The 20,298-nt window shown below is 69.1% G+C and carries 17 protein-coding genes; 10 read left to right on the plus strand and 7 right to left on the minus strand.

The genetic code is table 11. The features are described 5' to 3' along the window. Window positions 1–38 precede the first annotated feature (38 nt). Window positions 39–1,073 carry a LacI family DNA-binding transcriptional regulator gene (locus ABZX40_RS08115; RefSeq protein WP_355747723.1) on the minus strand — a complete coding sequence of 345 codons (1,035 nt, stop codon included), beginning with the start codon at window positions 1,071–1,073 and terminating at the stop codon, window positions 39–41. 426 nt (window positions 1,074–1,499) lie between these two features. Here ABZX40_RS08115 and ABZX40_RS08120 point away from each other — a divergent pair, with 426 nt between their 5' ends. The 6 genes from ABZX40_RS08120 (at window position 1,500) to ABZX40_RS08145 (ending at window position 8,784) form a co-directional block, all read left to right on the plus strand. Continuing rightward, complete coding sequence (locus ABZX40_RS08120) at window positions 1,500–2,777, plus strand: extracellular solute-binding protein (protein ID WP_355747726.1); 1,278 nt, start codon at window positions 1,500–1,502, stop codon at window positions 2,775–2,777. 168 nt (window positions 2,778–2,945) lie between these two features. Then, window positions 2,946–3,953 (plus strand): sugar ABC transporter permease, encoded by a 1,008-nt coding sequence (locus ABZX40_RS08125; protein ID WP_355747729.1) that lies wholly within the window; start codon window positions 2,946–2,948, stop codon window positions 3,951–3,953. 13 nt (window positions 3,954–3,966) lie between these two features. Next, window positions 3,967–4,872, plus strand: a complete 906-nt coding sequence (locus tag ABZX40_RS08130; RefSeq protein ID WP_355747732.1) for an ABC transporter permease subunit — start codon at window positions 3,967–3,969, stop codon at window positions 4,870–4,872. Window positions 4,873–4,928: 56 nt separating this feature from the next. Further along, complete coding sequence (locus ABZX40_RS08135) at window positions 4,929–6,596, plus strand: glycoside hydrolase family 13 protein (RefSeq protein WP_355747734.1); 1,668 nt, start codon at window positions 4,929–4,931, stop codon at window positions 6,594–6,596. Window positions 6,597–6,753: 157 nt separating this feature from the next. Further along, a complete protein-coding gene (locus tag ABZX40_RS08140) occupies window positions 6,754–8,139 on the plus strand; it encodes an alpha-amylase family protein (protein ID WP_355747737.1) in 1,386 nt (461 codons plus the stop codon). A 51-nt stretch (window positions 8,140–8,190) separates the two neighbouring features. Next, complete coding sequence (locus ABZX40_RS08145) at window positions 8,191–8,784, plus strand: GNAT family N-acetyltransferase (RefSeq protein WP_355747740.1); 594 nt, start codon at window positions 8,191–8,193, stop codon at window positions 8,782–8,784. 88 nt (window positions 8,785–8,872) lie between these two features. On the opposite strand, the gene ABZX40_RS08150 is transcribed toward ABZX40_RS08145, so the two are convergent. Beyond that, the gene (locus ABZX40_RS08150; RefSeq protein WP_355747742.1) at window positions 8,873–9,487 is read right to left on the minus strand and encodes a helix-turn-helix domain-containing protein; all 615 of its coding nucleotides are present in this window, start codon (window positions 9,485–9,487) and stop codon (window positions 8,873–8,875) included. Between the two features lie 230 nt (window positions 9,488–9,717). Here ABZX40_RS08150 and ABZX40_RS08155 point away from each other — a divergent pair, with 230 nt between their 5' ends. Then, window positions 9,718–10,692 (plus strand): NAD(P)-dependent alcohol dehydrogenase, encoded by a 975-nt coding sequence (locus ABZX40_RS08155; RefSeq protein WP_355747744.1) that lies wholly within the window; start codon window positions 9,718–9,720, stop codon window positions 10,690–10,692. A gap of 98 nt (window positions 10,693–10,790) precedes the next feature. Here the strand turns inward: ABZX40_RS08155 and ABZX40_RS08160 are convergent, their stop codons facing one another. Further along, window positions 10,791–11,285, minus strand: a complete 495-nt coding sequence (locus ABZX40_RS08160) for a hypothetical protein (protein WP_355747746.1) — start codon at window positions 11,283–11,285, stop codon at window positions 10,791–10,793. Between the two features lie 10 nt (window positions 11,286–11,295). On the opposite strand from ABZX40_RS08160, the gene ABZX40_RS08165 reads away from it, so the two are divergent. Continuing rightward, entirely contained in the window at window positions 11,296–11,460 is a 165-nt protein-coding gene (locus ABZX40_RS08165) for a hypothetical protein (RefSeq protein WP_355747749.1), read from the plus strand. A 327-nt stretch (window positions 11,461–11,787) separates the two neighbouring features. Here ABZX40_RS08165 and ABZX40_RS08170 read toward each other — a convergent pair whose 3' ends face one another. The 4 genes from ABZX40_RS08170 to ABZX40_RS08185 form a co-directional block, all read right to left on the minus strand. Continuing rightward, the gene (locus ABZX40_RS08170; protein ID WP_355747752.1) at window positions 11,788–11,991 is read right to left on the minus strand and encodes a DUF397 domain-containing protein; all 204 of its coding nucleotides are present in this window, start codon (window positions 11,989–11,991) and stop codon (window positions 11,788–11,790) included. Beyond that, window positions 11,988–12,191 carry a DUF397 domain-containing protein gene (locus tag ABZX40_RS08175; protein ID WP_355747754.1) on the minus strand — a complete coding sequence of 68 codons (204 nt, stop codon included), beginning with the start codon at window positions 12,189–12,191 and terminating at the stop codon, window positions 11,988–11,990. The genes ABZX40_RS08170 and ABZX40_RS08175 overlap by 4 nt, the downstream gene beginning before the upstream one ends. Window positions 12,192–12,335: 144 nt before the next feature. After that, window positions 12,336–12,539 carry a DUF397 domain-containing protein gene (locus ABZX40_RS08180; RefSeq protein ID WP_355747757.1) on the minus strand — a complete coding sequence of 68 codons (204 nt, stop codon included), beginning with the start codon at window positions 12,537–12,539 and terminating at the stop codon, window positions 12,336–12,338. Window positions 12,540–12,552: 13 nt separating this feature from the next. Further along, window positions 12,553–13,419, minus strand: coding sequence for a helix-turn-helix transcriptional regulator (locus tag ABZX40_RS08185; RefSeq protein ID WP_355747760.1), 867 nt, complete (start codon window positions 13,417–13,419; stop codon window positions 12,553–12,555). Window positions 13,420–13,660: 241 nt separating this feature from the next. Here ABZX40_RS08185 and ABZX40_RS08190 point away from each other — a divergent pair, with 241 nt between their 5' ends. Together ABZX40_RS08190 and pulA are read left to right on the plus strand one after the other, a co-directional pair. Then, complete coding sequence (locus ABZX40_RS08190) at window positions 13,661–14,122, plus strand: ATP-binding protein (protein ID WP_355747763.1); 462 nt, start codon at window positions 13,661–13,663, stop codon at window positions 14,120–14,122. Between the two features lie 746 nt (window positions 14,123–14,868). Next, the gene (gene pulA, locus ABZX40_RS08195; protein WP_355747765.1) at window positions 14,869–20,274 is read left to right on the plus strand and encodes a pullulanase-type alpha-1,6-glucosidase; all 5,406 of its coding nucleotides are present in this window, start codon (window positions 14,869–14,871) and stop codon (window positions 20,272–20,274) included. Window positions 20,275–20,298: the final 24 nt, after the last annotated feature.

The following is a 20,298-nucleotide window of genomic DNA, read 5'->3' on the forward strand; positions in this document are numbered from 1 at the left end:
CTGATCGGGGCGTTGAAGCAACCCTGACCGGACCCCGGTCAGGCCCTGCCGCGCTCCCCGGGCGCCGAGGCCGTCGACCCCCGCACCACCAGCTCCGGCATGAACACGAACTCGCTGTGCGGCGCGGGCGTCCCGCCGATCTCCTCCAGCAGCGTGCGCACCGCGGCCTGGCCCATCGCCGGGACGGGCTTGCGGATGGTGGTGAGCGGCGGATCGGTGAACGCGATCAGCGGGGAGTCGTCGAACCCGACCACCGAGACATCGTCCGGCACCTCCAGGCCCTTCTGCCGTGCGGCCCGGATCGCGCCGAGCGCCATCATGTCGCTGGCGCAGACCACGGCCGTGCAGTCCCGCTCGATCAGCGCGCTCGCCGCGGCCTGACCGCCCTCCAGGGTGTAGAGGGAGTGCTGGATCAGTTCGGCCTCGATGGTCTGCCCCGGCATCCCCAACTGCTCGCGCACCGCCCGTACGAACCCCTCGATCTTGCGCTGCACCGGCACGAACCGCTTCGGCCCGAGCGCCAGCCCGATCCGGGTGTGGCCCAGCGACACCAGATGCGTCACCGCCAGGGTCATCGCGGCCCGGTCGTCGGGGGAGATGAAGGGTGCCTGCACCTTCGGCGAGAACCCGTCGACCAGCACATACGGCACGCCCTGGGCGTGGAGCTGCTCGTAGCGCTGCATATCGGCGGTGGTGTCGGCGTGGAGGCCGGAGACATAGATGATGCCGGAGACCCCTCGGTCGACCAGCATCTCGGTGAGTTCGTCCTCGGTGGATCCGCCGGGGGTCTGGGTGGCGAGCACCGGGGTGTAGCCCTGCCGGGTCAGCGCCTGCCCGATGACCTGCGCCAGCGCCGGGAAGATGGGGTTCTCCAGCTCCGGGGTGATCAGTCCGACGAGTCCGGCGCTGCGCTGCCGCAGCCGGACCGGGCGTTCATAGCCGAGGACGTCCAGCGCGGCGAGCACGGACTGACGGGTGGTGGCGGCGACGCCCGGCTTCCCGTTGAGGACCCGGCTGACGGTCGCCTCGCTCACCCCCGCCTGCGCTGCGATGTCGGCAAGCCGTGTGGTCACGCCTGAGGACTGTACCGGCCGGGTGCCGCCTTGCGCACCGATCGGACGCCGGGCGCGGGCGGTTGCGCGTCCCGGAGCGGGTTGCTGCGGCATGGCGTCCCCTTGAGGTCGTATACGGGCACTGCATGAAAGGTTCGGCAACAGCTTGCAGAGTCTTGCACAACACCGTACGCCCCCGCCCTATACCAGCCACAGAGGGTCTCCTCGTAGCCTCCTCATGGTCTCGTCGTGGGCAACACACGGTCACACGGGGATAACTTCCGTGCCGTCTTGCACTTTTTTTCTGCAAGGTCTTTCGCAACGCTTACATCACTGTTACGTTCACGACGCCCGACGGCGGCAGCAACGACGCGGTCGGCAAGTCGACAGGAGCGGTGGACGGGACCGCCTCTGTAGCACTCGGGCTTTCACCCTCAAGGAGAACTCATGCGGCGTGGCATAGCGGCCACCGCGCTGGCGGCCTCCCTCGCCCTCGCGGCGACGGCCTGCGGCGGGAGCGACAGCGGCGACAGCGGTGACTCGGCGGACGGCCCGGTCACCATCACCTGGTGGGACACCTCGAACGCCACCAACGAGGCGCCGACCTACCAGGAACTGGTCAAGGAGTTCGAGGCCGCCAACGAGGACATCAAGGTCAAGTACGTCAACGTCCCCTTCGACCAGGCGCAGAACAAGTTCGACACCGCCGCCGGTTCCAAGGGTGCCCCCGATGTGCTGCGCTCCGAGGTCGGCTGGACCCCCGCCTTCGCCAAGAAGGGCTTCTTCCTGCCGCTGGACGGCACCGAGGCCCTCGCCGACCAGGCGAAGTTCCAGCCCAGCCTGATCGAGCAGGCCACCTACGAGGACAAGGTCTACGGCGTCCCCTTCACCACGGACACCCTGGCCCTCGTCTACAACAAGAAGCTGTTCGCGGACGCCGGAGTCCAGCCCCCCACCACCTGGGACGAGCTGAAGACGGCCGCCGCCACCATCAAGGAAGAGACCGGCGTCGACGGCTACTGGGGCTCCACCTCCGCCTACTACGCCCAGTCCTTCCTGTACGGCGAGGGCACCGACACCGTCGACGCCACCGCCAAGAAGATCACGGTCACCTCGCCCGAGGCCAAGAAGGGCTACGAGACCTGGAAGAGCCTCTTCGACGGTGAGGGCCTGCGCAAGGCCAACACCACCGCCGAGGCGTACGGCGCCATCCAGGACGCGTTCGTCAACGGCGAGGTCGCCTCGATCATCCAGGGCCCCTGGGAGATCACCAACTTCTACAAGGGCTCCGCGTTCGCCGACAAGAACAACCTCGGCATCGCCACCGTCCCGGCCGGTTCCTCCGGCGAGGCGGGCGCCCCGACCGGCGGCCACAACCTCTCCGTCTACGCGGGCTCCGACGCCTCCCGCCAGGAAGCGGCCCTGAAGTTCGTCAACTTCATGACCTCGGCCAAGGCGCAGGAGACCATCGCCCTGAAGAACTCCACCCTGCCGACCCGCGACGACGCCTACACCGACCAGGTCAAGGCCGACCCCGGGATCGCCGGCTACCAGGGTGTCCTGGCCGCCGCCCAGCCGCGCCCGGCCCTGCCCGAGTACAGCTCCCTGTGGGGTCCGCTGGACGAGGAACTGCTCGCCATCGCCGGTGACAAGAAGTCCCTGGACGAGGGGCTGAGCAGCGCCGAGACCGCCATCGAGAAGCTGGTCCCGGACTTCACCAAGTAAAGCCCGGGTGGCCGCCGGATCTCGCTCCACCACCTCCCCCGCCAGGGGCGAGATCCGGCGGCCACCCGTCTGTGCGCCGCACCCCGGCCCCGCCGCCGCACGGCGGGGCCGGACGGGCCCCACCCCCATGAGCTACCGGCTCTTCGAGCTTTCAGAAGGTGTCGAACCATGACAGTCGCCATCGACCGAGCCACCGGTAAGCGGCTCGGTGACCGCGGGCCCCGCCGCCCACGACCGGACGGACGCCTGCGGCGCAGCTTCCAGAAGTACTGGTACGCCTACGCGATGATCGCCCCGGTGGTCGTCGTGCTCGGCACCATCGTGCTGTATCCGCTGGCCTACGGTTTCTATCTCACCCTCACCGACGCCAACAGCCTCAACACGGCCCGCACCATCGGCGTCAACGAGATCGCGGCGACCTACCAGTTCATCGGACTCGACAACTACGCCGACATCCTCTGGGGCGAGACCGCCTACGACCGCTTCTGGTCCCACTTCGTGTGGACCGTCTTCTGGACGGCGGCCTGTGTCTTCCTGCACTACAGCATCGGTCTCGGCCTCGCCCTGATGCTCAACCAGAAGCTGCGCGGCCGGACCCTCTACCGGCTGCTGCTGGTGCTGCCCTGGGCCGTGCCCACCTTCGTCACCGTTTTCGGCTGGCGCTTCATGCTGGCCGACGCCGGCATCATCAACACCGCGCTCGACGGCCTCGGACTGCCCAGCCCCGCCTGGCTGGAGGACACCTTCTGGCAGCGGTTCGCCGCGATCATGGTCAACACCTGGTGCGGTGTCCCGTTCATGATGGTCTCGCTCCTCGGCGGCCTCCAGTCCATCGACAACACCCTGTACGAGGCGGCCGAGATGGACGGCGCGGGCGCCTGGCAGCGGTTCTGGTACGTCACCGTGCCCGGACTGCGCTCGGTCAGCTCCACCGTGGTGCTCCTCGGTGTGATCTGGACCTTCAACCAGTTCGCGGTGATCTTCCTGCTCTTCGGCAACACCGCGCCCGACGCGCAGATCCTCGTCACCTGGGCCTACCAGCTCGGTTTCGGACAGCAGCCGCGCGACTTCGCGCAGTCCGCCGCCTACGGGATCATCCTGCTGGCCATTCTGATCGTCTTCACCTCCTTCTACCGCCGCTGGCTGAACCGCAATGACCAGCAGCTCGCGATCTGAGGCGGGAGCCCCCATGACCACCACGACGACCGCCCCGCGCCCCGCGCCCCCCACCGAGGACCCCGGCAGCCGCCGCCCCTCCCGCCGCCGCGGCGAGTCCGGCCCGCTCGCCCGCCTCGCCTCCCACGGCATCCTCACCGTGGCCAGCCTGATCGCGGTGTTCCCGGTCGCCTGGCTGGTGTTCCTCTCCCTCGGCCCGGACAAGGACGACTATCTCCGTCCCGGTGGCATCTGGGCCAAGATGACGCTGGCCAACTACACCCATGTCCTGACCGAGACGAACTTCTTCGACTGGCTGAAAAGCTCGCTGATCGTCTCGCTGGGCACCACGGTCATCGGCGTGATGATCGCGGCGACCACCGGATACGCGGTGTCGCGGATGCGGTTCCCCGGGTACAAGAAATTCATGTGGGTACTGCTGGTGACCCAGATGTTCCCGGTCGCCGTCCTCATGGTCCCGATGTATCAGCTCCTCAGCGAACTCCAGCTCATCGACACCTACTTCGGCCTCATCCTGGTGTACTGCTCGACCGCCGTGCCGTACTGCGCCTGGCTGATGAAGGGGTACTTCGACACCATCCCCTTCGAGATCGACGAGGCGGGCCGGGTCGACGGACTCTCGCCGTTCGGCACGTTCCTGCGGCTGATCCTGCCGCTGGCCCGGCCGGGTCTGGCCGTCGCCGCGTTCTACAGCTTCATCACGGCGTTCGGCGAGGTCGCCTTCGCCACCACCTTCCTGCTGGACGACGAGAAGTACACGCTCGCGGTCGGGCTCCAGAGCTTCGTCAGCGAGCACGACGCCCAGCGGAATCTGATGGCGGCGACGGCGGTGCTCGTCGCGATACCGGTCTCCGCGTTCTTCTACCTCGTGCAGAAGAACCTGGTCACCGGGCTCACCGCCGGCGGGACCAAGGGGTGAGGCAGCGCCGCCCCCTCCGCGCCCATTCCCAAGAATCCACGTCACACAAGGACGCCATGACCCCCCAGCACTCCTCAGCGCCGCACACCGCCCTGGCCACCGCCACCCGGCACCGGGACTGGTGGCGGGACGCGGTGATCTACCAGGTCTACCCGCGCAGCTTCGCCGACAGCAACGGCGACGGCATGGGCGATCTGGAAGGCGTACGGTCCCGACTGCCGTATCTGCGCGACCTCGGCGTGGACGCGGTGTGGCTCAGCCCCTTCTACTCCTCGCCGCAGGCCGACGCCGGGTACGACGTGGCCGACTACCGGGCCGTCGACCCGATGTTCGGCACCCTGCTGGACGCCGACGCCCTGATCCGGGACGCCCACGGGCACGGCCTGCGCATCATCGTCGACCTGGTGCCCAACCACTCCTCCGACCAGCACGAGTGGTTCAAGCGCGCCCTCGCCGACGGCCCCGGCTCCCCCCTGCGCGACCGCTACCACTTCCGCCCCGGAAAGGGCGAGAACGGCGAACTGCCGCCCAACGACTGGGAGTCCATCTTCGGCGGCCCGGCCTGGACCAGGGTCGAGGACGGCGAGTGGTACCTCCACCTCTTCGCCCCCGAGCAGCCCGACTTCAACTGGGACCACCCGGCCGTCGGCGACGAGTTCCGCTCGATCCTGCGCTTCTGGCTGGACATGGGCGTCGACGGCTTCCGGATCGATGTCGCCCACGGCCTGGTGAAGGCGGAAGGGCTCCCCGACCTGGGATCCCATGATCAGCTGAAGCTGCTGGGCAACGATGTCATGCCGTTCTTCGATCAGGACGGTGTCCACGCCATCTACCGCCAGTGGCGGACGATCCTCGACGAGTACGCCGGGGAGCGCATCTTCGTCGCCGAAGCCTGGACCCCGACCGTCGAGCGCACCGCGAACTACGTCCGTCCCGACGAACTTCACCAGGCGTTCAACTTCCAGTACCTCAGCACCGCCTGGGACGCCGGGGAGCTGCGGTCGGTCATCGACGCGACCCTGGAGGCGATGCGCCCGGTCGGCGCCCCCGCCACCTGGGTGCTCTCCAACCACGATGTCACCCGGCACGCCACCCGCTTCGCCAACCCGCCCGGCCTCGGCACCCAGATCCGCACCGCCGGTGACCGCGCCCTCGGCCTCAGACGCGCCCGCGCCGCCAGCCTCCTGATGCTGGCCCTGCCCGGCTCGGCCTATGTCTACCAGGGCGAGGAACTCGGTCTGCCGGACGTGGTCGACCTGCCCGACGACGTGCGCCAGGACCCGGCGTACTTCCGGGGCGAGGGCCAGGACGGCTTCCGGGACGGCTGCCGGGTGCCGATCCCCTGGACCCGCACCGGCCCGGCGTACGGCTTCGGCGGCGGGGGCAGCTGGCTGCCGCAGCCGGAGGGCTGGGGCGAGCTGAGCATCGAGGCGCAGACCGGCGTCCCGGGTTCGACCCTGGAGCTGTACCGCTCGGCGCTGGCGCTGCGCCGCGCCGACCGGGATCTCGGCGCCGGGGAGGCGGTGGAGTGGCTGCGGTCGCCCGAGGGGGTGCTCGCGTTCCGGCGCGGCGGCTTCGTCTGCGTCGCCAACACCACCACCGAGTCGGTGACCGTCCCGGCGTACGGCCCGCTGCTGCTGACCAGCGATGAGGTGAGCGAGGCGGACGGCGAGACGAAGGTGCCGGGCGACACGACGGTGTGGTTCGGAACACCGACCGAGTAAGCCGTAGAAATCAGGTCGTAGCAATCAGGTCGTAGAACTCCTCGTCCCAACTTCCGTCGGCCCGCTGCCCTTTTGGACAGCGGGCCTCTACTATCTGGCCACTGCAAGTCTTTGTGACGACTTGCAGAAACCCCCTTCAACGGTGAAGGACCCCCACATGGCCAGCAGAATCGTTTCCGGAGGCGCACTCGCCATCGCGCTAGCCGCCGCCGGAGCACTCCTCACCCCCACCGGCACCGCCCAGGCCGCCCCGCCCGGCACCAAGGACGTCACCGCCGTCCTCTTCGAGTGGAACTTCGCCTCCGTCGCCCGCGAGTGCACCAGTCGCCTCGGCCCGGCAGGCTACGGCTATGTCCAGGTCTCCCCGCCCGCCGAGCACATCCAGGGCGCCCAGTGGTGGACCTCGTACCAGCCGGTCAGCTACAAGATCGCCGGACGGCTCGGCGACCGCACCGCCTTCCAGAACATGGTGAACACCTGCCACGCGGCCGGGGTGAAGGTGGTGGTCGACAGCGTCATCAACCACATGTCGGCGGGCAGCGGCACCGGCACCGGAGGCTCGACCTACAGCAAGTACACCTACCCCGGCCTGTACTCCTCCTACGACTTCGACAACTGCACCGCCCAGATCACCAACTACCAGGACCGCTGGAACGTCCAGCAGTGCGAGCTGGTCGGCCTCGCCGACCTCGACACCGGCGAGGAGTACGTCCGAGGCGCGATCGCCCGCTACCTCAACGACCTGCTCTCCCTCGGCGTGGACGGCTTCCGTATCGACGCCGCCAAGCACATGCCCGCCGCCGACCTCGCGAACATCAAGTCCCGGCTCACCAACCCCGCCGCCTACTGGAAGCAGGAGGTCATCTACGGCGCCGGGGAGGCCGTCCAGCCCGGCGAGTACACCGGCACCGGGGACGTCCAGGAGTTCCGCTACGCCTACGACCTCAAGCGGGTTTTCAACAACGAGAACCTCGCCTATCTCCGCAACTACGGCGAGGGCTGGGGCTACCTCGGCAGCGGGACCGCCGGGGTCTTCGTCGACAACCACGACACCGAGCGCAACGGCTCCACCCTCAGCTACAAGGACAACGCGAACTACACCCTGGCGAACGTCTTCATGCTGGCCTGGCCCTACGGGGCGCCCGACATCAACTCCGGGTACGAGTTCTCCGACCATGACGCCGGGCCGCCGAACAACGGCCAGGTCAACGCCTGCTGGCAGAACGGCTGGAAGTGCCAGCACGCCTGGCCCGAGATCGAGCGCATGGTCGCCTTCCGCAACGCCACCCGGGGCCAGGCGGTCACCAACTGGTGGGACAACGGGGCGGACGCCATAGCCTTCGGCCGGGGCAACCGGGGCTTCGTCGCCCTCAACCACGAATCCGGCGCCCTGACCCGCACGTACCAGACCTCACTGCCGGCCGGGACGTACTGCAACGTCCAGAACAACACGACGGTGACGGTGAACGGCTCCGGCCAGCTCACGGCGACCCTGGGCTCCAACACCGCGCTGGCGATCCACGCGGGGAAGAACACCTGCTGATCAGGTGCACGGTGGGGGGTGTCGGGCGGGCCGCCGTGACATCGTGCACCCATGACCCGCACGACACCTCCACCCGCCATCCATGTCCGCCCCGCCACGGTCTTCGAGGACGTCCGAGCGGTCGTCGGCCCGAAGTCGCCGACCGCCACGGTCTGCTGGTGCCTGAGCTACCGGATCCCCTCCAAGCTCAACCAGGAACTGAAGGGCCCGGCCCGGGGCGAGTACATGGCCGAACTGTGCCGCGAGGACCCGCCGCCGGGCGTGATCGCGTACGACGGTGACGAGCCGGTCGGCTGGGCGGCGGTGGCGCCCCGCTCCTCCACCACCTTCGCCCGCAACCGCAAGATCCCGCATGTCGATGAGCTGCCGGTGTGGTCGCTGTGGTGCATCCGGGTCCGCCCCGGCAACCGGGGGCGGGGTATCTCCCATCACCTCATCGAGGGCGCGGTGGCCTTCGCCCGGGAGCGGGGCGCCCCGGCGATCGAGGCGTACCCCCTCGACAACGGGGACGCCAAGGTCGACCTGACGATGGCCTACCCCGGCCTGCGCAAGAACTTCGAACGCGCGGGCTTCACCCACGCCGCGGACACGACGTCCGTACTGTCCGGCCATCCCCGGGTGCTGATGCGGCTGGACCTGACCTGAGGGGTGCGTGGAGGCTCCGGAGGTTCAGGGTGCTGGGCGCGGGAAGCTCCGGAGGCTCAGGGTGCTTGGCGGGGGAAACTCCGGAGGCTCAGGGTGTTGGGCGCGGGAAGCTCCGCAGGTTCAGCGTGCTCGGCGCCGGGAGCGGCTCGCGGGCCGTCTCGGCGCGGAACGACTGGAGCAGATAGGCGACCAGGCGGCGGGAGGCGGCGTGGTCGCCGGGGAGCGCGCCGACCAGACCGCAGTGCGACACCAGGGCGACGGTCAGGTCGGAGGGGTGGAAGTCGGCGCGTAGCGCGCCCGCGCCCTGTGCCCGGCGCACCAGCGTCAGCAGATCCCGCTCGGCCCGCTCCCGCACCCCGGCGTGCTCGCGGGAGGAGGCAGGGAAGGCGGCGGCGAACGCGGCCGGGAACCCCCGTTCCTCCCGTTGCAGGGCGCAGACCGTCTCGAACAGATGCCGGAAGCCGCGCCAGGGGTCGGGGTCGGCGAGCGCGTCGGTGAGGGCTCCCGCGCAGGCGTCCATCTGCTGCGCGAACGCGGCCCGCACCAGGTCGTCCCGGGTGGGGAAGCGCCGGTACAGGGTGGCCACGCCGACCCCCGCCCGCCGGGCGACGGTCGCCATGGGGGCGTCGATGCCGTGCTCGGCGAAGACCGCGCGGGCGGCGGAGAGGATGCGCTGCCGATTGCGCTCGGCGTCCGCCCGCAACCCGCGCGCACCCGAGGCCCGCGAAGAACCCGCGATCCGAGAGGAACCCGCGATCCGCGAAGAACCTGCGATCCGCGAAGAACCCGCGATCCGCGAAGAACCCGCGATCCGAGAGGAATCCACCACCACTGTCTCTCACCTCCGGCTCAACCGGACGATCTCGTCCATTTCCCACCCTACGCTCGGCCTTCCGCCGCCCCCTCCTCCCCGCCGAAGGTGAGAACAGAACGATGAACGCCGACACTCCCCGCACCATGAAAGCCGTGCTCTTCGACCGCTTCGGCGGCCCCGAGGTGCTGTACGTGGGCCGGGTGCCGTGCCCGGAGCCCGCGCCCGGCGAGGTGCTCGTCCGGGTCCGCGCGTTCAGCGTCAACGGGGGTGAGCTGCTGGCCCGCTCCGGCGGAGCCCGCCTCCTCACCGGCCGCAGCTTCCCGCAGCGCACCGGGCTGGACTTCACCGGCGAGGTCGCCGCGCTGGGACCCGGCACGACCGGGGTCGGGCCCGGCGACCGGGTGTGGGGCGGGCTGCCCCGGGGCTCCTTCGGCAGCGCGGCCGAGTATGTGACCGTAGCGGCGGAGCGGCTCGGCCGGGTCCCGGACGGCCTCGACCTCGTCGCCGCCGCAGCGCTGCCCGCGACGGGCACCACGGCCGTCACCGCCCTGCGCGACAAGGCCGTATTGCGCCCCGGCGAACGCCTGCTCGTCCGGGGCGCGGCGGGCGGCGTCGGCAACGCGGCGGTCCAGCTCGGCAAGGGGTACGGCGCGGAGGTCACCGCGCTGGCGCGGGGTGCCAATCTCGACTTCGTGCGCGGGCTGGGCGCGGATCATGCCGTCGACCACCGGACGGTGTCCGCGACGGAGCTGGGCCGGTTCGATGTCGTCCTGGACACGGTCGGGACGGATCTGCGGAGGTACCGGCGGCTGCTGGCACCCGGGGGGCGGATGGTCACCGTCGCCCTCGACGCCCACCACCTCGCCGCCTGGCTCGGCACGGTGGCCTCCAGCGCCGTTCACGGCCGGGGCCGGATCCGGTTCTTCAGCGGGAACCCCGGGCGGGCGCTCTTCGACGCGGTGGCCCGGGAGGCGGGGGAGGGGCGGTTGCGTCCGGCCGTGGACAGGGTGTTCCCCCTGGCGGAGACGGGGGCGGCGCACCGGGCGCTGGAGGGGGGTGGGGTGCGGGGGAAGTATGTGGTGCGGGTGGATTAGATGTCAGGTCACCCGGTGCGGCCCTCGCCACGGCACCAAGATGGGCCGTCCATCCGGACGGCCCATCCGCGGTGATGGCGGTTCACCGCCGGGTGTGGTCAGGCATGAACGACCGCGGGGAAAGCCTTGGTCGTGTCGATGTAGTACTTGCGGATCAGCGGGCCGAAGCCGGTGTCCGTGCTGCCGAGCATCATCGCCTTGATGATCTCCAGGCTCTTCGTGGCGGTGAAGTCCTTCGGCTCCGTCTCGGTCTTGGTCCCGCCGAAGACCAAGGTCTCCCAGGTGTCCCGGGACTCCTTCGTGGCGCTGACGTCCGGGTCGAAGCCCAGGTAGTAGGTGCCTTTGCCGGTCTCCTGCCCGACGGCCAGGAAGACGATCACATGGAATCCGGTGCCGAGGTCGTTGAGGAACCTGCTCTTGGCTCCGCCCACGTGTCCGGTCGAACCGTAGACGTACACGGCTCGGTCGGCCTTCAGGGCCTTGTCGATGGCGGTCCACTTGCCGGAGACGTTGAAGGCCACCGAGAGGTCGCTGGGCTTGAGCAGGCCCCCGGTCCCGGGGCTCAGCAGACCGCCGACCGTTTCGGCGCGCACCCTGCAGTTGTTGTCCATCATCTTCGTGAACTTGGAATCGGTCGGCATCTGGAGCCAACAGCTGAGGCGGCCGATGGCGGTGGTGGCTGTCGTCCCGTCCACCGCCGTCGAGATCCGCGATCTGATGTCACTGAGCGCAGGTTCGGTCGTGTCGCCGGTTTGCACGTATGCCTGATCGACCATGAAATATCCCCCTAAATTCTGGCTCCCCTGGGCGCACCACTATGGCGCACGGGGCGTGCGCAGGGAAGGGTGGAGGGTGAAGATCGAGGACGGGTGACGCATCGTCAATTGTGGTATTTGCGGTGCGAGTTGGGGGCAGCGGCGGTCGTCGGTGGCCGGACGGTCGGGGTCCGTTCTCCGGACCGGCCGGCCGGGATCTCGCTCGTCCCCAGGTGGGCGAAGGCGGTCGTGGGCCTTGTCCGGCCAACGCCGGAATCGAGGAAGGGGAGCCCTGGCGGGCTCCCCTTGGGTTGCTGCGGTGCGGTGGCGAATGCTTTGGCTAGATGAGGTCGCGCTTGACTCCGTCGACAAAGGCGGCCCAGGAGGCGCTGGGGAACACGAAGGCGCCGAGGATGGGGGCCTTGCTGTCACGGACGGCGGTGGAGTGGTCGGCGAGGGGGAGGGTCTCCACGCACTGGGCGTTGCCTCCCTCGCTGTAGCTGCTCTTCGTCCAGCCGTGGGGCGGGAGGTCGGTGCGAATCATCCGAGATGGCCGGTCTTGAGGGCCTGCACGAACACGCCGAAGGCGTCGGCGGACGCCGGGACGAATCCCCGGGTGCGGTCCTTCGAGTCACGGTAGGCAGTGATCCCGGGGACGGCGGCGACTTCTACGCAGTTGTTGCCGCCACCGGAATAGGTGCTCTTGGTGAACACGGCGGTGCTGAGGTCGCTCTGAGGTGACATCCGTTCCGCTCCCCGTGTCGATTGGTCGGAATCTCCATCGTTCCCCAGGCGGACGGAGGCTGTCATGAGCCACTGTTCGGCCAACAGCGAGAACGACGATGGGGAGCCCGGAGGACCCCCCATCAGTTACTTCGGTGTGCCTTCTCAGGCAACGTCATTCTTGACGCTCTCTATGAAGATCCCCCAGGCGGTCGACGGGAAGGTGAACGCGCCGAGCCCCCGGTCCTTGGAGTCACCGACGGCGATGAGGCCGTCCCAGGTGGGCTGGGTCTCCAGGCACTGGTCATGGGTGTCACCGCTGTAGCTCGACTTGCTCCACAGGCTGACAGGAAGGTCGTGGCGCATCATCGGTCATGCCTCACTACTTGGCGTCATGGTCTCGCGCGATCCTGGAGATCAGCTCCATGGATTGCCGTGACGATAGAGCGGCAGCCCGGATGTGGTCAAAGGACCTCCGGTAAGCCTCAACAGGGCTGCCTTCCTCCAAGTAGAGCGCTCCTTCGAGATATTCAAGACCTACTACATCCAGCTCCATCGGATCGGGATAGCTGTAGATCGTGAACGGTCCCTCGAAACCGGCGTAGGGACCCTGCGAGTAGGGGACGATCTGCACGCCCACTCCCGGCCGACCGGCCGCGTCAACGAGGTGTCGCAGTTGCTGGGACATGACCCGAGGACTGCCGACCTCGCGGTGAAGCACGGCTTCATCGAGCACGCAGACGTACTGAGGCGCCTCGGGGCGGTCGAAGATGGCCTGCCGCTCCATACGGAAGTTGACGCTGGTTTCAATCTCCAGGTCGGGAGTGTGGCGGCCGGAGCCGCGGATGACGGCCTCGGCGTACTCCCGCGTCTGTAGGAGTCCCGGTATCACCATGGTGTGGAACGCGTAGATCCGTACCGCGTCGGTCTCCAGGGCGAGGCGCTGCTGGAAGTCGGGGCTGAGGACGTCGCTGTACTGCTGCCACCAGCTCTTCTTCCTGCTCTCCCGTGCCAGGGTGAGCAACGCGGTGACCACTCGCTCGTCCGCCACGGAATAGAGCTTGCACAGCTCCTTGATCTCCAGGGGCCTGATGCCCTGGCGCCCGTTCTCTATGCGGGAGATCTTCGTCTTGTCGCCGTCGATCGCCGCCCCGGCATCGTCCATGCCGACCTTGGCGGCCTCGCGGAGCCGCCTCAGTTCAGAACCGAGTTTGCGTCGCCGCACTGTCGGGCGCGGATGCGCTGCCACGTTCACTCCTCCACCACTGGCGATGTACGTGGCCAGTGTGCCGGAAGCCAGGTCCTCCAACGCCACCCTTCGGCAAGACCGTTGGTCCGCCTCTCGGAAATCTGCAACGTTGCAACCGGTTGAGTTGCAGTCACTCCTCATGGTCGTGCACTCTATTGGAGAAGGACTTGGTGCACGGTCCAACTCGGTTGCGTGGCACAGGTGTTTGCATGGGCGGACGCCTCGCCGTCAAGGAGGTCGGATGCACACGGGAACGGTCGAGCCGCCCCCCAGCGCCCGCTGGAATCTCGGTTCTCTGAACCCCCAGCGCGTGACACGCGTCCGTCGCGACGCCCGTCGGCGGATCAGCGGTTGGGGCTACGACGCGGACGACGCCGAACTGGTCGTGTCGGAGCTGCTCGCGAACGTCATCCGGCACGCGGGCGGCCGGTGCGTCCTCACGGTGGCGGTCCGGGATCGCGAGATCCTTGTCGTCTGCGCCGACCGGTGCTCCCGACGCCCCGCACTCCAGGAGTCGGACTGGGAGAGTTGCACCGGTCGTGGCCTTCACCTCATCGCTGAGGTCTCCGTTGCCTGGGGCTGCGAGCCGGTGAGCGGCGGAAAGCGCGTGTGGGTCCGGCTGCGGGGAATCCTCGTACCGCCGCCGAAGGCCCCCGCCCAGGAGGCCCTGGGGCACGCCTTACGCGGCGAAGGTGTGCTGTGACGAAGTGCCGGACCGGTCGTTGGACACCTCATCACCAGCCAACTTACCGAGGAGACGTGGCGTTCATGGCCGCCATCTGCCCCAATTGCCATCATCCGGAGGCAATCGCGTATCTCGTCAACGATGAGGGGATCCACCCCTTCCCCTGCCTGGAGTGCAACTACGGCACGACCCACTCCCGGCACCAGGTGATCCTCTCGGGTGCCGCAGCCTGCGGTACCGCAGGCTGTCGCGGCTCGGTGGCCGACGAGTACACGTACAACGCCAAGGGGCGCTTGATCCGGCTGAGTCGGCAGCGGTGCCGACTCTGCGGAGGACATCAGACAAGGGAGGTCAGCTATGCCAGAAGTCCGGCAAAACGTCCCGTGCCCGACCCCCGGCTGTAGTGGATCGCGGGCCGATGTCTACCTCACGGACGACGACGGCAACATCATCGCCCGCACCGGAAGTGAACCGTGTGGCGTCTGCGGTAACTGACGGCGACTGACCGGGCCTTGCCCGCCCCCTTCCCCAGGACGACAGCCAACGCCCCCACCCGCACCTCCCTCTGAAACTTCTTTCCCCTCCTTGCAGAAGTCTTGCAGCAACCCTTTCTTCACAGATACGGTCACGCGAACGCCCGGCACCGCAGCCGCGCCCCGCCGGACAGGCCGGCCAGCAAGCGCCCCAAGGTGCCCCCCGAGGCGCCCCAAGGCGCCCCAGAGCCGCCCGCCGTAGCCGCAAGGAAGCGCAAGGAGTCCACGCCCGTGAGAACGAGAGGCCCGGCGCCCCGCACGCGCCGCACCACCCCCGGCGGGAGACGCACCGCCGCGGTCGCCGTCACCGCCCTCGCCGCCACCCTCCTCACCCCGCTCGCGGCACGGGCGGACAGCCCGCCCCCACCCCCGTCCGACAAGAAACTCGCCGCCGAACCCACCCGCCACGACCTCACCCGCGAGCAGTTCTACTTCGTGCTCCCGGACCGGTTCGCCAACGGCGACAAGGGCAATGACCGCGGCGGACTGACCGGCACCCGGCTGGCCACCGGCTACGACCCCACCGACAAGGGCTTCTACCAGGGCGGCGACCTCAAGGGCCTCACCCAGAAGCTGGACTACATCAAGGGCATGGGCACCACCGCCATCTGGATGGCGCCCATCTTCAAGAACCAGCCCGTGCAGGGCGTCGGCGCCGACGCCTCCGCCGGGTACCACGGCTACTGGATCACCGACTTCACCCAGGTCGACCCGCACTTCGGGACCAACAAGGACCTGGAGACCCTGATCGACAAGGCCCACGACAAGGGCATGAAGGTCTTCTTCGACGTCATCACCAACCACACCGCCGACGTGGTCGACTACGAGGAGAAGTCCTACAACTACCTCTCCAAGGGCGCGTTCCCGTACCTCACCAAGGACGGCCGGCCCTTCGACGACGCCGATTACGCGGACGGTAAGAAGAAGTTCCCCGCCGTCGACAACGACTCCTTCCCCCGCACCCCCACCGTCCCCGCCGCCAAGAAGAACCTCAAGATTCCCTCCTGGCTCAACGACCCCACCATGTACCACAACCGGGGTGACTCCACCTGGGCCGGAGAGTCCGCCACCTACGGCGACTTCGTCGGCCTGGACGATCTGTGGACCGAGCGGCCCGAGGTCGTCAAGGGCATGGAGAAGATCTACCAGCGCTGGGTCAAGGACTTCGACATCGACGGCTTCCGGATCGACACCGTGAAGCACGTCAACATGGAGTTCTGGACCCAGTGGGCCACCTCCCTGGACGCCTACGCGGCCAAGCAGGGCCGGGACGACTTCTTCATGTTCGGCGAGGTCTACTCCGCCGACACCTCCATCACGGCCCCCTATGTCACCGAGGGCAAGCTCGACTCCACCCTCGACTTCCCCTTCCAGGACGCGGCCCGCGTCTACGCCTCCCAGGGCGGCAGCGCCCAGAGCCTCGCCTCGGTCTTCGGCGACGACTACAAGTACACGACCGGCATAGCCAACGCGTACGAGTCCGTCACCTTCCTCGGCAACCACGACATGGGCCGGATGGGCACCTTCCTCAAGCAGGACGACCCCGGCGCCACCGACGCCGAACTCCTCCAGAAGGCCAGGCTCACCAATGAGCTGATGTTCCTCAACCGCGGCAACCCGGTCATCTACTACGGCGACGAACAGGGCTTCACCGGCAACGGCGGTGACAAGGACGCCCGCCAGACCCTCTTCGCCTCCCAGGTCCAGGACTACCTGGACGACGACCTCCTCGGCACCGACCGCACCCACGCCACCGACTCCTACGACACCAGGGCCCCGCTCTACCGGCAGATCGGCGAACTCGCCGCCCTCCGCAAGGCGCACCCCGCCCTCGCCGACGGCATCCAGACCGAGCGCTTCGCCGCCGACGGCCCCGGCGTCTACGCCGCCTCCCGCACCGACGCCAAGTCCGGCACCGAGTACGTCGTCGGCTTCAACAACGCCGACGAGCCGAAGACCGTGACCTTCCCGGTCGGGTCCCGGACCATGACGTACAAGGGGCTGTACGGGACCACCGCCTCCGCCACCTCGACCGGGGACGGCCGCCTGACCGTCACCGTCCCGGCCGGGGCGTCCGTCGTCCTCAAGGCGAGCGGCAGGCCCGCCGCCCCCGCCGCCGCGCCCTCCGTCACCCTCAAGGCCCCCGCCCCCGGCGCCACCGGCACCGTGGAGCTGACCGCCGATGTCTCCGGCGGCGGCCTCAACCGGGTCGTCTTCGCCGCGCAGACCGGCAACGGCAAGTGGCAGACCCTCGGCACCGCCGACCACGCCCCCTACAAGGTCACCCACACCGTCCCCAAGGACACCCGCCCCGGTACCGCCCTGCGCTACAAGGCCGTCGTGGTCGACGCCTCCGGCCGGACCGCGAGCGCCACCGCCGCCTCCACCACCGGCACCCCGCCCGTGGTGAACCCCCCGACCGCCACCTCCCGCGACTACGCGATCGTCCACTACAAGCGGCCCGACGGGAACTACCAGGACTGGGGCGTCTACGCCTGGGGCGATCTCGCCGACGGCGAGTCCACCACCTGGCCCGACAGCCACCCCTTCACCGGCCGTGACGCGTACGGCGCCTTCGCCTACATCAAGCTCAAGCCCGGCGCGACCAATGTGGGATTCCTGGTCATCGACAAGGACGGAAACAAGGACGTCTCTGTCGATCGTTCCATCGATGTGAGTGAGACCGGGGAGATCTGGATCGAGCAGGGCAAGCCGGAGGTCGTCACCGAGCGGCCCGAGTACCCCGCCCAGGACAAGACCAAGGCCGTCTTCCACTACAACCGCGCGGATGGCAACTACGACGGCTGGGGGCTGCACGTCTGGTCCGGCGCCGCCCAGCCCACCGACTGGGCCCGGCCCCTGATGCCGGTCCGCATGGACTCCTACGGGGCCGTCTACGAGGTGCCGCTCGCCGAGGGCGCCACCAGCCTCAGCTACATCCTCCACCGGGGCGACGAGAAGGATCTGCCGAACGACCAGGCGCTCGATCTGACCGCCAACGGGCATGAGGTGTGGATGCTCAACGGGCAGGAGAAGTATCTGCTGCCGCAGGCCGCCGGGTCCGCCGCCGCCCTCGACCTCACCACATCCAAGGCCCTCTGGATCGACCGGGACACCGTCGTCTGGAACGCCGCCGACACCGCCGCCTCCACCCAGCTCCTCACCTCCCGCACCGGCTCCATCAAGGCCGAGGGAGGGGTCCTCACCGGCACCGACACCAAGGTGCTGCGGCTGAGGAAGAGCGCCCTCACCGACGCCCAGAAGGCCGAGTTCCCGCACCTCAAGGACTCCACCGCCTGGTCCGTCGACCCCCGCGACCGCGACAACCACCGTATCCGCGAGGCCCTGCGCGGTCAGGTCGTCGCCGCCCAGCGCAACGCCTCCGGCGCCGCCCTCGCCGCCACCGGCGTCCAGCTCGCCGGCGTCCTGGACGACCTCTACAACGCCACCGGGGCCAGCCTCGGCCCGGTCTTCCGCCATGGCCGCCCCAGCCTCGCCGTCTGGGCCCCGACCGCCCAGTCCGTCGCCCTCGAACTGGACGGCCGGACCCACCCCATGCGCCGCGACGACACCACCGGCGTCTGGTCCGTCACCGGCTCACCCTCCTGGAAGAACAAGCCCTACCGGTACGTCGTCCAGGTCTGGGCGCCCAGCGTCCGCCAGGTCGTCACCAACAAGGTCACCGACCCCTACTCGCTCGCCCTGACCGCCGACTCCGAGCGCAGCCTCGTCGTCGACCTGGGGGACCGCTCCCTCCAGCCGCGCGGCTGGACCACCCTGAAGAAGCCCGCGGCCGTCCCCCTCAAGGACGCCCAGATCCAGGAACTCCACATCCGCGACTTCTCCGTCGCCGACCGCACCGCCGACCACCCCGGCACCTACCGCGCCTTCACCGACAAGGACAGCGACGGCTCCAAGCACCTCAAGAAGCTCGCCGAGGCAGGCACCTCCTACGTCCATCTGCTGCCCGCCTTCGACATCGCGACCATCCCCGAGCGCCGCGAGGACCAGGCCACCGTGGGCTGCGATCTCGCCGCCCTGCCCGCCGACTCCGAGCGGCAGCAGGAGTGCGTGAGCGAGATCGCCGCCAAGGACGCCTACAACTGGGGGTACGACCCGTACCACTACACGGTCCCCGAGGGCTCCTACGCCACCGACCCCGACGGCACCGCCCGCACGGTCCAGTTCCGCGAGATGGTGAAAGCGTTGAACGAGGACGGCCTCGGGGTCGTCATGGACGTCGTCTACAACCACACCGCCGCCTCCGGCCAGGCCAAGACCTCCGTCCTGGACCGGATCGTCCCCGGCTACTACCAGCGGCTCCTGGCGGACGGCTCCGTCGCCAACAGCACCTGCTGCGCCAACACCGCGCCCGAGAACGCCATGATGGGCAAGCTGGTCGTGGACTCGGTGGTCACCTGGGCCCGGGAGTACAAGGTCGACGGCTTCCGCTTCGACCTCATGGGTCACCACCCCAAGGCCAATATGCTCGCCGTCCGCAAGGCCCTGGACGGCCTGACCCTCGCCAAGGACGGCGTCGACGGCAAGAAGATCATCCTGTACGGCGAGGGCTGGAACTTCGGCGAGATCGCCGACGACGCCCGCTTCGAGCAGGCCACCCAGAAGAACATGGCCGGTACCGGCATCGCCACCTTCTCCGACCGGGCCCGCGACGCGGTGCGCGGCGGCGGCCCCTTCGACGAGGACCCCGGCGTCCAGGGCTTCGCCTCCGGCCTCTACACCGAGCCCAACCCGGCCGCCGACAACGGCACCCCCGCCGAGCAGAAGGCCCGCCTGCTGCACTACCAGGACCTCATCAAGGTCGGCCTGTCCGGCAACCTCGCCGGGTACCGCTTCACCGACACGGCGGGCAAGGACGTCAAGGGCTCGGAGGTCGACTACAACGGGGCGCCCGCCGGATACGCGGCGGCCCCCGGCGACGCCCTCGCCTACGCCGACGCCCATGACAACGAGACCCTCTTCGACGCCCTCGCCTTCAAGCTCCCCGCCTCGGTGAGCGCCGACGACCGGTCCCGGATGCAGGTCCTCGCCATGGCCACGGCCACCCTCTCCCAGGGCCCGGCCCTCTCCCAGGCGGGCACCGACCTGCTCCGCTCCAAGTCCCTGGACCGCAACTCCTACGACAGCGGCGACTGGTTCAACGCCATCCACTGGAACTGCGCCGACGGCAACGGCTTCGGCCGGGGCCTGCCGCCCGCCGCCGACAACCAGCCCAAGTGGCCCTACGCCAAGCCGCTGCTGACCTCGGTCGGCGTGGGCTGCGAGCAGATCACCTCGGCCTCCGCCGCCTACCAGGACCTGCTGCGCATCCGCACCACCGAGGCGGACTTCTCCCTCGGCACCGCCACCGCCGTCCAGCAGAAGCTCTCCTTCCCGCTGTCCGGCACGGACGAGACGCCCGGCGTGATCACCATGCGCCTCGGTGATCTGGTGGTCGTCTTCAACGCCACCCCCGACACCCAGGAGCAGCGCGTCCCCGCCCTCGCCGGGCAGGACCACCGCCTCCACCCCGTCCAGGCGTCCGGCACGGACCCGGTGGTCAAGAGGGCCGCGTACGACCGGGAGAACGGCACGTTCTCGGTACCGCCGAGGACCGTCGCCGTGTTCACCGGATGACACGGCCCAAGCGGCGCAGGGGGC

The sequence above is a fragment of the Streptomyces sp. NPDC004610 genome, assembly GCF_040609715.1.
Lineage (GTDB): Bacteria > Actinomycetota > Actinomycetes > Streptomycetales > Streptomycetaceae > Streptomyces.